The sequence below is a fragment of the Robinsoniella sp. genome, from assembly GCF_034124845.1.
The window spans coordinates 1-12,877 of the sequence record NZ_JAWYAJ010000298.1 but is presented as its reverse complement, the minus strand read 5'-3'; the positions used below and the strand labels follow the sequence as shown (position 1 = coordinate 12,877).

Annotated in this window: 12 protein-coding genes; all 12 read right to left on the bottom strand. The window is 41.7% G+C overall.

The genetic code is table 11. The features are described from left to right. Nucleotides 1–839: 2Fe-2S iron-sulfur cluster-binding protein (locus tag ACH2DQ_RS14950; RefSeq protein WP_395027277.1), on the bottom strand; the 839-nt coding region annotated here is incomplete at its 3' end. Nucleotides 840–842: 3 nt separating this feature from the next. Further along, the gene (gene acsE, locus ACH2DQ_RS14945; RefSeq protein WP_027293931.1) at nucleotides 843–1,628 is read right to left on the bottom strand and encodes a carbon monoxide dehydrogenase/acetyl-CoA synthase methytransferase subunit; all 786 of its coding nucleotides are present in this window, start codon (nucleotides 1,626–1,628) and stop codon (nucleotides 843–845) included. An 85-nt stretch (nucleotides 1,629–1,713) separates the two neighbouring features. Then, nucleotides 1,714–3,057 (bottom strand): acetyl-CoA decarbonylase/synthase complex subunit gamma, encoded by a 1,344-nt coding sequence (acsC, locus tag ACH2DQ_RS14940; protein ID WP_394915357.1) that lies wholly within the window; start codon nucleotides 3,055–3,057, stop codon nucleotides 1,714–1,716. Between the two features lie 26 nt (nucleotides 3,058–3,083). After that, complete coding sequence (acsD, locus tag ACH2DQ_RS14935; RefSeq protein ID WP_394915356.1) at nucleotides 3,084–4,025, bottom strand: acetyl-CoA decarbonylase/synthase complex subunit delta; 942 nt, start codon at nucleotides 4,023–4,025, stop codon at nucleotides 3,084–3,086. Nucleotides 4,026–4,136: 111 nt separating this feature from the next. Next, nucleotides 4,137–6,266, bottom strand: a complete 2,130-nt coding sequence (gene acsB / locus ACH2DQ_RS14930) for an acetyl-CoA decarbonylase/synthase complex subunit alpha/beta (RefSeq protein ID WP_394915355.1) — start codon at nucleotides 6,264–6,266, stop codon at nucleotides 4,137–4,139. 14 nt (nucleotides 6,267–6,280) lie between these two features. Continuing rightward, nucleotides 6,281–7,051 (bottom strand): AAA family ATPase, encoded by a 771-nt coding sequence (locus ACH2DQ_RS14925; protein WP_027293927.1) that lies wholly within the window; start codon nucleotides 7,049–7,051, stop codon nucleotides 6,281–6,283. Nucleotides 7,052–7,090: 39 nt separating this feature from the next. Beyond that, the gene (gene cooS / locus ACH2DQ_RS14920) at nucleotides 7,091–8,983 is read right to left on the bottom strand and encodes an anaerobic carbon-monoxide dehydrogenase catalytic subunit (protein ID WP_394915354.1); all 1,893 of its coding nucleotides are present in this window, start codon (nucleotides 8,981–8,983) and stop codon (nucleotides 7,091–7,093) included. Between the two features lie 162 nt (nucleotides 8,984–9,145). Further along, entirely contained in the window at nucleotides 9,146–9,916 is a 771-nt protein-coding gene (locus tag ACH2DQ_RS14915; RefSeq protein WP_394915353.1) for an AAA family ATPase, read from the bottom strand. A gap of 29 nt (nucleotides 9,917–9,945) precedes the next feature. Further along, nucleotides 9,946–10,821 (bottom strand): methylenetetrahydrofolate reductase, encoded by an 876-nt coding sequence (locus ACH2DQ_RS14910; protein ID WP_394915352.1) that lies wholly within the window; start codon nucleotides 10,819–10,821, stop codon nucleotides 9,946–9,948. 45 nt (nucleotides 10,822–10,866) lie between these two features. Next, nucleotides 10,867–11,055, bottom strand: a complete 189-nt coding sequence (locus tag ACH2DQ_RS14905) for a CooT family nickel-binding protein (RefSeq protein WP_394915351.1) — start codon at nucleotides 11,053–11,055, stop codon at nucleotides 10,867–10,869. Nucleotides 11,056–11,067: 12 nt separating this feature from the next. Next, nucleotides 11,068–11,487: a cobalt transporter gene (locus tag ACH2DQ_RS14900; protein WP_394915350.1), complete on the bottom strand. Its 420-nt coding sequence runs from the start codon at nucleotides 11,485–11,487 to the stop codon at nucleotides 11,068–11,070. 468 nt (nucleotides 11,488–11,955) lie between these two features. Then, nucleotides 11,956–12,750: an ABC transporter ATP-binding protein gene (locus tag ACH2DQ_RS14895; protein ID WP_394915349.1), complete on the bottom strand. Its 795-nt coding sequence runs from the start codon at nucleotides 12,748–12,750 to the stop codon at nucleotides 11,956–11,958. Nucleotides 12,751–12,877 lie beyond the last annotated feature (127 nt).

Genomic DNA, 12,877 nt, shown 5'->3' with positions numbered 1-12,877 from the left:
ATGGTCTCATCAATAACCGCCTTTTGCAGCCGGTCCTTGCCGCCCGGTTTTGCAGATTCAATAATACGATTGATGACATCTGCTCCATATCGGATCTGTCCGTTTCCGGAAGAACCTTTTGCAAGAATAGAGCCATCCAGCATATTGATCAGAATTGCAGAAACGGTTGTCGTTCCAATGTCAATTGCAATTCCACCTACAATTACTTCTTCCGTTTCCGGGAAAACGTCATATACAAAAATATCTGTTTCAATTTTCCGTACAATGATCTTAACACGGAAGCCGCTTTCTCTAAGAACATCCGGCAGTTTTTTCAAAACAGAATACGGGACACGAATCCTTTCAATGCCGGTAAGTGCTTTGATAGCACGGGTAAACCGTTCATTATCCGGCATCGTATCATCCAAATTTGGCTGATCCATGGATATATTCAAGATTTCTAACGTATTCTTCAGTTCAATACCTGCTTCTAAAATCTGTTCTTTTGCATCGGAAAAAATCTTTAATTCTTCCGGCGAACTTAGATCAGCCACTTTCATACGGCTTCTGTAAGCAGAGGCAATATCCGGTACCAGTACTTCCACATCCGCATTTATGGCACTGACACAGGCCAGACGCCAGCCATCGGCATAATCCTCATCCGTAATATGACGCGTCTTTTTTGATTCTAATTCACCGCCAACGAGCTTTACTCTGCATTTCCCGCAAGATGCATTTCCTGAACACGGTGCATCGATAGCTACGTTTGTTTTTCTCGCTACCTCAAGAAGGCTTTCACCGAAAGCAGCGAAGACAATAATATCTTCGCTGTTTTCAAACTTAAAAGTAACTTTATGCATATATTAGATCTCCAGATAGGAATCCGCATATAAGGTATTGTTTTTAAATACATCACAAGATTTGATTGTTTCCATTAATCTTAAATCACAAGGATTTACGATTGCGGAAGTCAAACCATTCATCATAGCCATAGCTACTAAAGCAGAATCCATGATCGGACGGATATGTTTAGGCATACCGTTAGAGTTATTGGATAATCCACCTGTAGAATTAAGTCCCATATCGCTGAACATTTTAATTGCTTCTAAAACGTCCATCTGCTTGTCCTGCATTCCCTTTACAACCAGGAATAACGGGTCAAACCAGAGATCAGTAGGTTCCATTCCAAGTTCCAGACCTCTCTCTAACATGTTCTGGCAGTGCATCATACGCTCGTCATTGTCAGACGGAACGCCTTCTGCGGAACACAATGCGATAACAATCGCATCATTTGCTGCTGCTAAATCGATATTTTCGATTCTGTCTCCAGCATCTGCTGAGTTCACGATTGGTTTTCCTTTGGAACGGTTGTATACGGAAATACCAGCTTCAATCGCTTTTTTATTAGCGGTATCCAGAGCCAGCGGTACGTTGTCGAATTCATTCTGAAGCAGCTGAACTGCCCATTTCATCAATTCTTCACCATCGCTTTCAGCCGGTCCGATATTCACATCTAAGTAAGTTGCACCAGCATCAAGCTGCTCTTTTGCACGCTGGATGATTGGAGCTCCGTCTCTTTCTGCCATTGCCTTACGGATAACTGGGGAAATACAGTGGATTCTTTCACCAATTGTTACGAATTTTGCCATTGATTAATCTCCTTCTCTAATTGAAATTGTTAGTAAAATAAAATCATTTACTACTTTCTACTATACTATAGAAGTATAGAGACAATTACTGCATATCTTTTAAGAATTTTACAAGCTGAACTGCTTCGTTTGGTCCTACAATGACATCCCATCCTGGAAGTTTCGCTTCTACTTCACCTTTTAAAACAGCTACTTTACCTGGAAGAATTAATTTTCTGTTTTTAATCTTGCCTTCAATATCAGCTTCGCCAAAATATTTTGCAATAGAACTTGCAGATAATTTACCTGCTGCCCATGCTGTCAGTACGGATAATCCGCCTGCATCACTGATAATCAGATTACAAGGAACTCCGGAACGCTCTAATTCACCGGATACTACGAAATATGTAAGGGCAAAGTCAACGGTTGTAAGACAAACTGAGTTCTCATCTGCTCCATTAATTGGGTAGATGCCCGGTTCTACTTTCATTGGCTTTTGAGGATCTGTAAATACGTTCTGTCTTAAGCCATATAATGGCAATGCCTGCGCATAAGTCATTTCTTCCATTACTACGATAGAGCCATATTTAATGGTGAACATTGATGCTAAAGCTGCCTGCATATGGATATCTCCCTGTGCAAGTGCTGCTACATTTACGAGGGAAGGATAGCCAAATGTTCTGTCGCCATCTTTAATCGCTGCTTTTCTCATCTGAACTGCTGTAGCAAAAGCTTCTTTAATGGATTTGCATCCTGCATCTAAAATCAGGTTCTTGTTTCCAAGTCCTTCTAATTTAGCAACTGTTTCGTATAAATCATTTACATCTTCACCGCGTACACCAAGTACAATACCTGCTTCTGCAGCAATTGCACTCATAGCTTCGTAGTTGGATGCATCTGCGCCGTTTAATACCGGTTTGCTGTCTTTGCATACTGCAAGAGCTGCTTTTGCAACTTCTGCATCTGTACATCCTAACACTAAAGTTCTGTTAAGAGCAGCTGCTTTTTTCACAAGTTCCACATAATCAACAGCACCGTCAGCACTGTAGTTTACGTAAACCATTTCTACAAACATTCTTTCGCCGATACGTTCGTAATCAACCTTTGGAATTGCTGCAATTTTTGCATCAATAGCTGCTTCATCCATACAATTGCAAAGAGCAACTGCATATCTTGTCTTACTTACGAATGTTTTTTCATGTCTCTCCAGAACAGTTTCTCCGCCTAATGTAAATTCGTTTTCGCCTGTTCCTACTTTAATTGTCTTCATTGGTGGTGCAGTAGCCTCAGATAAAGTTGCTAATGCATCCGGTGAGAAATGCGGACATGCACTGATATCCATAGCGCCCTGTGCAACCTTCATTGAGAAAGCCATACATGTCGGGCATCCACACTCCTTACAGTTTTTCTTAGGTGATAATTTAAATATATCAAGACCTTTAAGTGCCATAATTCTTTTTCCTCCTTAAGCAGCAATTATACTAATTCTTTGACTAATTTTGAAATAGTTGCAACTGATACAGGATGTTTTAAAATAACTGCATTGGATCCGGAAACTAAAACTGCTGCTGCTGTCTCTACTTCCATATCAATACCACGCTGTTCAACATCTCCCCATTCAGGCATATCAGCTTCTGAAGCCATTGATTCTTTTACGCCCCAGGTTTCAGATGCTACCGGTGTAATAATCGGCATCTGTAACATTCCATCATTCTGAGATAAAGCTGCTGCTTTTACTCTCTGCATGGTGGAAACAACATATTCAAAACCATAACCTGCTGCTGCAGCACCTACGTTCATAACAACGTTTGAACTGCTAACACCTAACTGTGACAATAATACATTTAACTGTTTTGCAAGGTTGATATCAACTGCTGATTCAGCACCTACTACCTGCTTGTACGCAAGGCCTGCTGCTGCACCGACTGTCTTGTAGTTTTCTTCTTTTGCTGCTAAAAGCATTGCGTTTCTTCCTTCTAACACTTCAGCTGCTTTACTTAAAAGTTCTGCATCTTTTTCAACGTTCTTGCATCCCGCAATAACAAGTGGCACGTCTACTGCTGCAGCAACATCTTTTACAATCTGAATCAATTCTTCTGTAGATTTGTCTGCACCGTTTGGATCTCCGCCTTCTAATCTCAGGCAAAGAAAATCAGCACCTTCCATAGCTGCTGCTTTTTTCGCCATGTCAGCTACAGTTGCACATCCTTCATAATATTTCTGGATAAATTCCGGTTCATTTTCTAAACCGAAGTCTGTGATCTCAACACCTACTTTTGGTGCGTTTTCGATAGGAGCATCGAAGCTGTAAAATGGTAATACGTTTTCTCCGCCTATGGTAATTTTCTTGTCCCCGCATCCAATTTCAACAGTGTTAATTTTTGCGCTGAACTTTCCTGATTTTGCATTAAATGGCATTTCTAATAAACCTCCTTCATGTTTTTAGACTGTTGTAAAACATAAGTATATTTTACAACAGTCTGCCTTAAAAATCCATAAAATCTTTGTATTTCTTTAAGAACACATACCCTACATCATTGGTTCCATACTAAGTGCCGGATGACCTTTTTCTTCCAAGAATGCTAATAATGTTTCCGGATCTTCCGCTACTGTTTCATCACCGATCATATCAACAAAGTTATCAATATCATATAACTCTTTTGCTGTTGCATTCAGTTTTTCAGCAACCTGGTCTTTTAAGTCTTTTGGCATCCATACGATTCTGCTAACGCCGCCTTCTGCTTTCATAAATTTCTTAGAAGCGATGAAGTGTTTACCATGTCCCATGAAACCTGGTGTCTGAACCCCGCCGCCTGTCATGGAAGCTAATTCAGGGAATGTCATACCGATTGGTGTCATTCCTGCATATTCACGGTTCGCAATACATACACCATTGGATAATGGCTCAATACCACAGATACATTCGAAACATCCACAGGATGTCATCGGGTCCTCGATAATGGAGTACAGCGTAACGGTTTCAAGTGCACCCTGAGAGTATTTCTTAACCGCATCGTTAACATCCTGGTAAGATCCGGTTCTTTCATCAATTAAGCCGCCTTTTGTGATAACCTGGCATGGTCCCTGAGGATCCAGTTCGTTGGTAGCCTTTGCATCCAGCCATGAAACTGCACCGCAAAGTCCAAGTCTTTCAGGTGTAACAACACATACGTGAGACGGAGAGAATGCCTGACACATAATACAGCTGTAGTATACGTCAACGCCTTCATCTGTTAATGTGCTAAGTCTTTCATCACGTTTGTCATAGCTTGGTACAGCCAGTTCTGAACGAAGTTTCGTACATTCTGCTGCATCGGTAATAACTTTAACCTGACATTTGTCAACAACTGCTGCAAATTCGCTCTTAATTTTAGCATACAGAACTTCACCGATATGTTTTGCTCTGAATCCTGCATTAAAGGTATCTTTGCTCACACGTACACGGATCATATCTCTCTGTCCGGTATGCATTACGCCTTCGATACAGTTGATGTAGGAGTGGAATTTACGTTCAAATACAGGCTCGAAATCAGACTGCATGTTCTTTCCTGCAACTTCTACGATGTAAGCAATACTCTGTTTGCTTCCAACTTCAAATTCGTCAAAGTCCGGTCCGATTACTTCAATCTTGTGGTCTTCGATTTCTGTAGCTTCTTTTGCCTGTACTAATTCGAAACAGTCTACTCTGGAACCGTCGAATTCAACCTGCATATCACCGCGGCGGATGATTTCACCTTCAAATGCAGATGCAAATGAAACCGGAATATCAATCTTGGTGATCTTAATCTTAATATCTCTTGCTTCCAGAGATGTTGCGTTGAATTTCGCTACATCTTCCTGAACGATTAAGCTCTTTGGTACACGGAAGATATTTTCTGTTTCGTTTGTTACTACCGGGAAACCAAGTGCAATTGCACCAGCTCCACAGGCAACTACTACATCATCCAAAGGTCCGAAAGCATTTACAAATGCAGGAACTCTTTCAAATGTATATTTCATTAATGCGCCTGCATCTCCTGCTGTAATATTACCGAAGATCAGAGCTGCTCTGATTGCTACGGATACTACGTGGATTACGCTTGTTACATCTTTTCCTAACGGAATAACACGAACGTTAGCGCCTGTTTTATAACCTAATTCTGCACACTGGTCAATGATTCCGCCAACCAAAGTTACCAAAATACCCTGTGACTGATAGCTCTTAATCAGGTCAACACCTTCCTGTGCGGTTGGTGCAGTTCCAAGAACTACTGCTACACCCGGGATATCTCCTGTAACAAGGGGTACGCCCAGCTCACGGATAATTGCATCGCTTAAATGTCCGTAGCATGGATCTTCGTAAGGAGCAGCGCCGTCAATATATTTCAGTACTTCAATAAACTCTGCACAGAGAGCTGTAGCAACACCTGACATAAATGCATCATTCAGACGTTTTTCTCTTGTCATTAAAGTTTTCACAACTCCGAGAGCTGTTTTTAAATCACCTAAATTAGCGATTTTGGTTCCTGTTACGCCGTAGTAACAAGGTAAGCTGTATGCTGTATTTGGAAAACTTACTGCTTTATCAGCACCATGCTGTGCGATTGCACCGTCAATTGCCTGTTCTGTCAATCCGTATACGGCATCATTTCCACTAAATACTCTATCAAATAATGTCACTGTTATACCTCCAATCAGATACTTGTATTATCGATCTTCTCTTTTATTTTTCTTATCTCTTCTGTTGCGGTGTCGCTAAAATCAAAGGGGGATTTTCCCTGTCGGTCCGCATCGATCACTTCCGTGTTGTAGTGAATGAAGCCCAATAAATCTTCTGATGGAATTTTTGATTTTATAAATTCCTCATCCTCTTCATTACGCACCTTGTTCGCCACAACCCGCACGTGCTTCACACCAAGGTCCGTTGCAAGACGCTTAACATTCTTGTAGGTTTGGATGCTTCTTGCACCGGGTTCAATTACAACCACAAACTGATCCATTCCCTCGGTAGTTCCCCGTCCCAGATGTTCCAGGCCCGCTTCCATATCCAGGATAACTACATCGTCACTTCTTAAAACAAGGTGGTTGATAATCCTTTTCAGCATTACATGCTCCGGACATACACAGCCGCTTCCTGCCGTATCAACGGTTCCAAGAACCAGCAATTTCACACCGTTGGCTGACTTTGCAAACTTATTCGGAATGTCATCTACTTTCGGGTTGATCTTATAAAACTTATTGTCGTCATTTGCACCGGTACGTTCCTGCACCAGCTTACGCATTTTGGTAATCGGTACGATCTGATCCAGTTCTTCATCAGAAAAACCAAGGGCTAATCCTAAATTTGCATCCGGATCCACATCCGCCGCCAGGACATTCTTCCCTTCCTGTGCATATAACCTTGCCAAAGTGGCCGCAAAAGTTGTCTTTCCTACTCCGCCTTTTCCGGTAACTGCAATTTTCATTTTAACTCCAATCTGCTGCCAATAGCAGCGTTCTCCTGATTAGATACCAAGAGCCGCTCTCTTTTCTTCAATTCTGTCAATCATAGCATCTACAAGCTTATCTATATCTTTTTCAACCGTATATGCTGCTTCTACCCATTCTCTTACGCCGCTTGTCAATAACTCTGCAACTTCACTGGAACCGGATACATAAGGATCAACTCCAAGGAATGTATCGATACCGGTAGAAACTACGTAGTTACCAATGGATACTGCTTTTTCAGACATCCACTCAGGAGCACATCCCACAACCGGAAGCTGAGAAATATTAAGTCCTGAATCTTTTGCAAGTTCAGATGCAAGAATCATCATACGGCTGATATCAACACAAGATCCCATGTGTAATACTGGAGGGATATCAGCTAATTCACAAACTCTCTTAAGTCCAGCACCGCAAATATCTTTTGCAGCTTTGTCCATAAGTCCTGCCTTAGCAGCCGCCTGAGCAGCACAACCGGATGCAATGACTACGATATCGTTTGCGATTAATTTTTTCATTAATTCGATGTGAGCAAGGTCAGGTCTGATCTTCGGATTGTTACATCCAACCATAGCAACAGCACCACGGAGTACACCGGATGTAATACATTCCAGCAATGGTTTTGTTGTTCCTGTCTCATCTACCTGTGAATTTGTAACGCCATCCAACACTTTAACAATTGCTTCTACAGAATAACCAACAGTAGCTTTCTGTTTCATATCCGGGATGTAGATCAGATCCGGATTTCTGTTTTCGAAGTTGTCAATAGCAGCTTTTACAATCGCTTTTGCGTTCTCGCCTGCTGTATGCGCATTGAATCTGATGAATTCAGAATCCGGCATCTGAGCGATCGGAGAAGTTGTGATGAATTTTGTATGGAAACATTTGCTTAAAGGACCAAGTGCCGGGAAAATACACTGTACGTCAACTACAATCGCTTCACAAGCTCCTGTAAGTACTACATTTTCCTGCTGTAAGAAGTTTCCAGCCATTGGAATACCACGGCGCATTGCAACTTCATTGGAGGTACAGCAAACACCGGATACGGTAATGCCTTTGGCTCCTTTGCTTTTCGCATAAGCGATTAATTCAGGATCATCCGCATATTCACAGATCATTTCAGAAAGTGAAGGATCATGTCCGTGAACAACGATATTTACGTTTTCCACTTCCATTACGCCAAGATTTGCCTCGGTGTCAATTGGCTTCGGTGTTCCAAAGAGAACATCAGAGAATTCCGTTCCCATCATGGATCCGCCCCAGCCATCAGAAAGACCTGCTCTGAATGACTGTCTGATCAGCGCTTCCGGTTTGGAGGAACATCCCATATGAGCCATATGTAAAGAACATGAAACTTCACGGTCAATTGCTCTTGGTGCAATTTCTTCTCTTTCCCAGATTTCCTGAGTATGTTTTGGTGCTCTCTTTAAGAATCTCTGGGTTCCAAATGGCTTACCATATTCCATCATACCCATTTCAGCGATCTCATGAGCCAGATCATAGATATCTTTTCCTTCGGTCTCTACGCCCCACTCTTTCGCAATACGAAGTAATTTTTCCGGATCTTTTACTTTGTAGTTGCCATCGGCTGCTGATTCATAAAGTGTATGGCAGATTTCACGGCCATGGTCAGAATGTGTAGCAGATCCGCCTGCTGTAAATTTCAGGTAATTTCTTCCTACGATACCATGTACGTCACATCCACAGATTCCTTTTGGAGCCTTTGGAGTAATACGGCAAGGTCCCATAGCACAGATTTTACAGCAGACACCTGTCTCGCCGAATTTACAGTGTGGTGTCTGGTTTTTTACTCTGAACTGCCAGGCATCCGCACCAACCTTTGCGCCTGTTTCCAACAATCTGGCTGTAGCCGCTTCAAATTCTTCTACTGTTGTTAATTTAAAGTTTCCCATTATAAACCTCCTTTAAAATTGGGTTGTTTTCCCGGGGCTGTTTTATCCCAATATACGAAATTCATTACGTATTATCCGCCCCCACGGGATATTTCTCTTTAAAATTAATCCCCCTGGTGTCTGGTAATCCCTTCCATCAAGGGGAATTAATAACTCATAATATTAAAGACCTAATGCATCCACAATATCTCTTATCGCTTTTTTCACTGGTGAATCCTCAGGAAGTTCCACTGTAGGCTTTCCATCACAGTCAAATTCGTAAACATCTAAGTTTTGCGGAACGACTCCTAAAAGCTTCAAACCCTGTTTTTCAATTTCTTCAAGGGTTCCTTCGTTCAGTTCTCCATTAGGAGCACGATTGATAATCAATCCCATTTCTTTCGGATTCATCTCACAGTCATTTACAAGCTTTGCAATCCGCCCTACAGCCTGTACTCCTCTTCTGGAACAGTCGCTTACCAGTATCATGGTATCAACTTTGGGCAGGACGCCTCTGCTGATGTGTTCCATTCCCGCCTCATTATCCATCACCATGTATTTATAATTCGGCAGCAATTTTGTAAGCTGTGTCTGAAGCAGCCCGTTTACGAAACAATAGCAGCCTTTTCCCTGGGTTCTTCCCATAACAAGTAAATCATAATCATCTTCCTCCACCATACAGCGGTTGAACATAATTTCCATATAGTCTGCTTTAGACATACTTGCCGGAATTGGGTTCTTTACACTGTTTTCCGCACGTGCCACTTCTTCTCTGATATCGCCCAGAGTCATATCAACTTCCACTCCGAGAACTTCATTCAGATTTGAATTCGCATCAGCATCTACTGCCAAAATCGGTCTTTTTCCCTTTTCACAGAGATACTGAATAATAAGTCCGCAAATTGTGGTTTTTCCCACTCCGCCTTTTCCTGCAACTGCAATTGTATGTGTCATTACGGGTGCCTCCTGTCATTTCCTATAGTCTATTCTGCTTTTGCTCTGAGTCCGGATCTCGTTAAGATTTCGGAAACTGCTGCAGATTTGTTTAATGCGTATAAATGAATACCTTCCACACCCTCACCAATGAACTGGTATAACTGATGTACGGTATAATCGATTCCGGCTTCTTTAAATCCTTCCGGATCATTGTAATATTTGCTGATCACTTCAGCAAGATCTCTTGGAATAGAGCATCCGTTCATGGATAATGCCATACGGATAGTAGCATCTTTGTTCAATACAGGCATAACACCTACATCGATTGGAAGTGTGATTCCTGCTTTTCTGATCTGGTGTACCCATCTCTTAAACTGCTCAATATCAAAGCAAAGCTGAGTCATGATATAATCAGCACCTGCATCCTGTTTCATTTTCAGATGTGCAATATCTTCTTCAAAGGTTGGACATTGAATATGTTTTTCCGGATCTCCAGCCATAGCGATGGTAAACTGATCGCCAAATTCTGCTCTGATGAATGCTACTAATTCATTTGCATAATTGAAATCTCCTCTGGTTCCTTCCCAGCCTGCCGGTAAGTCACCGCGAAGTGCCAGAATATGGTTTACACCATTCTCCAGGTATGCCGCAAGCTCCGCTTTTACTTTTTCTTTTGTGTTTCCAATACATGTAAAATGAGTTACTGCTCTGTGTCCGCTGTCCGCAATAGCTTTACAAATTTCCACATTACGTCCTGCATTAGAGCCGCCGGCGCCATATGTACAACTGATAAAATCAGGATCAAACTGGTACAGTTCGTCCAGTGTGTTTAATAATGGTTCCATTGGCTGTTCAGCCTTTGGAGGGAACACCTCGAAAGAAAATGATGTTCTCTCCTTCATAATGTCGATTACGCTTTTCATCTTACTAATACCTCCGTTATTTTCGTTTTATTTTAACTGCCCATCCTAATCGAGGCAATTAATTTTTACAACTCCGCCGGTCAGGTCCACCATAGCAATGGTTCCTTCCACGACTTTTCGTTCCCCCATTACATCAGTCAGGGTGATGTTCGTGCCTTCCACTTCGATCATACTAACATATTGTAAAATGATACTGTCTTCTTTGTTGATATTATATGCCGTAGCCAAGCACATCTCTATGACCTCCTATTGCTGCTCCTTGACCATTGCCAGAGCAACTCCTAAATACATGTTTCCTTTTTGGAACTCATCCACTGCTTTTCTGATCTGTTCAGCAGCACCTTCATCTCCGGCTGCGCTTAACTTAGCCGCCATCTGATCCAACTCTGCCGCATGATGTTCATTATGCTGTAACATGTAGGTTAATAACGCAATATTTTCTTTGTTCGGGGCTTGTTCCCCTGATCCACATCCGCATCCGCATTTGTTCTCATCGCAGGATGCACTGTCGCAGCTGCAATTTCCGTCATGGGAATGCATATGCTGGTCTTCATGGCCATGCTCATGATCATGTGCATGGTTGTGTTCGTAAGTATGGGTGTGAGGATGGACATGTTCATGCGCATGCGCACAAATGTTACCATTTTCATCTTTAACTAAATGCACTGTTATCCACTCTCCTTTCCTCTTATTTGTTAAATACTTCACAGAGTCATATATCATAACCCTTAGATGGGGATATTATAACATACAATATATGAATTCTCAACAATGAGTATTGTATTTTTTTAAATAATTTTAGAAGATTCACTAATACTTAGATTATATAACATCACTTTGTCTCACTAAACTGATGCATTGCCAAATAATTAACACTTTATTCCATGATCAGCTGTTTTTAAGTGATCTCTATCTTGTACTTTGACCACATATTTGGGACAAATCCCTTACGACTTCTCATAACTGATTATTGTTTTACACCGTTTTCATTGCATAACCCGCACATCCTTTTCTGCCCTCAGTATGGTATATGTATGTATAGACAGAATTCTGCATGACAAACAAAAAAAATGCTAATTTTATAATAAATCATTATCATAAAATTAGCAACGTTTTCTATTAATTTTTTCACAATTAAGCTAAAATCATACGGTCGTTTGCAAATTCTCCGCCGCTTTCCACTTCGAATTTTTTGAGAAGATCGGCAACCTGCAGATTTTTCTTTTCCTCACCGGAAACGTCATAAATAATATGGCCGTCATACATCATGATCAACCGGTTCCCAATACGGATCGCATCTTTCATGTTATGAGTAACCATAAGTGCAGTCAGCTTATGGGTATCTACAATTTTAACCGTCAGATCAAGCACCTTTTTCGCAGTCTTCGGATCAAGTGCGGCTGTATGCTCGTCTAAAAGCAGCACTTTCGGTCTCTGAAGGGATGCCATCAAAAGTGTCAGTGCCTGGCGCTGACCGCCGGACAAAAGCCCAACCTTAGAAGTCATACGGTCTTCCAGCCCCAGATCCAGAGTTTTCAGAGCAGTCTGGAAGATTTCTTTCTCTTTTTTGGTGATCCCCCATCCAAGTCCTCTTTTCTTTCCTCGTCTGTACGCAAGTGCCAGGTTTTCCTGAATTTCCATGCTGGAAGCCGTTCCCATCATGGGATCCTGGAAAACTCTCCCCAGGTTCCCGGCTCTCTGATACTCCGGCTTCTTGGAAATGTCGTCCCCATCCAGCACAATACTTCCGGAATCAATGGGATATACACCTGCGACCATGTTTAACATTGTAGATTTACCGGCACCATTACCGCCGATGATCGTGATAAAATCCCCCGGGTGAACATGCAGATTCAGCCCCTGAAGTGCTTTTTTTTCATTAATTGTACCGGGATTAAATGTTTTATATACATCTTTTATTGTTAACATATCTGCTCGCCTCCTAATTCTTAACTACCAGTTTTTTGGAAAATACCGGAACGGCCAGAGCAATTGTTACAATAACCGCTGTTAACAGTTTCATATCATTAGAATCCATACCCAGCTGCAGCACAAC

What these genes read in the sequence shown, in the direction of transcription:
- ACH2DQ_RS14905 (WP_394915351.1), bottom strand. Translation starts at nt 11,055, where the DNA reads ATGTGCTTGGCTACGGCATATAATATCAACAAAGAAGACAGTATCATT.
- ACH2DQ_RS14925 (WP_027293927.1), bottom strand. Translation starts at nt 7,051, where the DNA reads ATGAAAATTGCAGTTACCGGAAAAGGCGGAGTAGGAAAGACAACTTTT.
- ACH2DQ_RS14910 (WP_394915352.1), bottom strand. Translation starts at nt 10,821, where the DNA reads ATGAAAAGCGTAATCGACATTATGAAGGAGAGAACATCATTTTCTTTC.
- ACH2DQ_RS14895 (WP_394915349.1), bottom strand. Translation starts at nt 12,750, where the DNA reads ATGTTAACAATAAAAGATGTATATAAAACATTTAATCCCGGTACAATT.
- acsC (WP_394915357.1), bottom strand. Translation starts at nt 3,057, where the DNA reads ATGGCACTTAAAGGTCTTGATATATTTAAATTATCACCTAAGAAAAAC.
- acsD (WP_394915356.1), bottom strand. Translation starts at nt 4,025, where the DNA reads ATGCCATTTAATGCAAAATCAGGAAAGTTCAGCGCAAAAATTAACACT.
- ACH2DQ_RS14915 (WP_394915353.1), bottom strand. Translation starts at nt 9,916, where the DNA reads ATGACACATACAATTGCAGTTGCAGGAAAAGGCGGAGTGGGAAAAACC.
- acsE (WP_027293931.1), bottom strand. Translation starts at nt 1,628, where the DNA reads ATGGCAAAATTCGTAACAATTGGTGAAAGAATCCACTGTATTTCCCCA.
- cooS (WP_394915354.1), bottom strand. Translation starts at nt 8,983, where the DNA reads ATGGGAAACTTTAAATTAACAACAGTAGAAGAATTTGAAGCGGCTACA.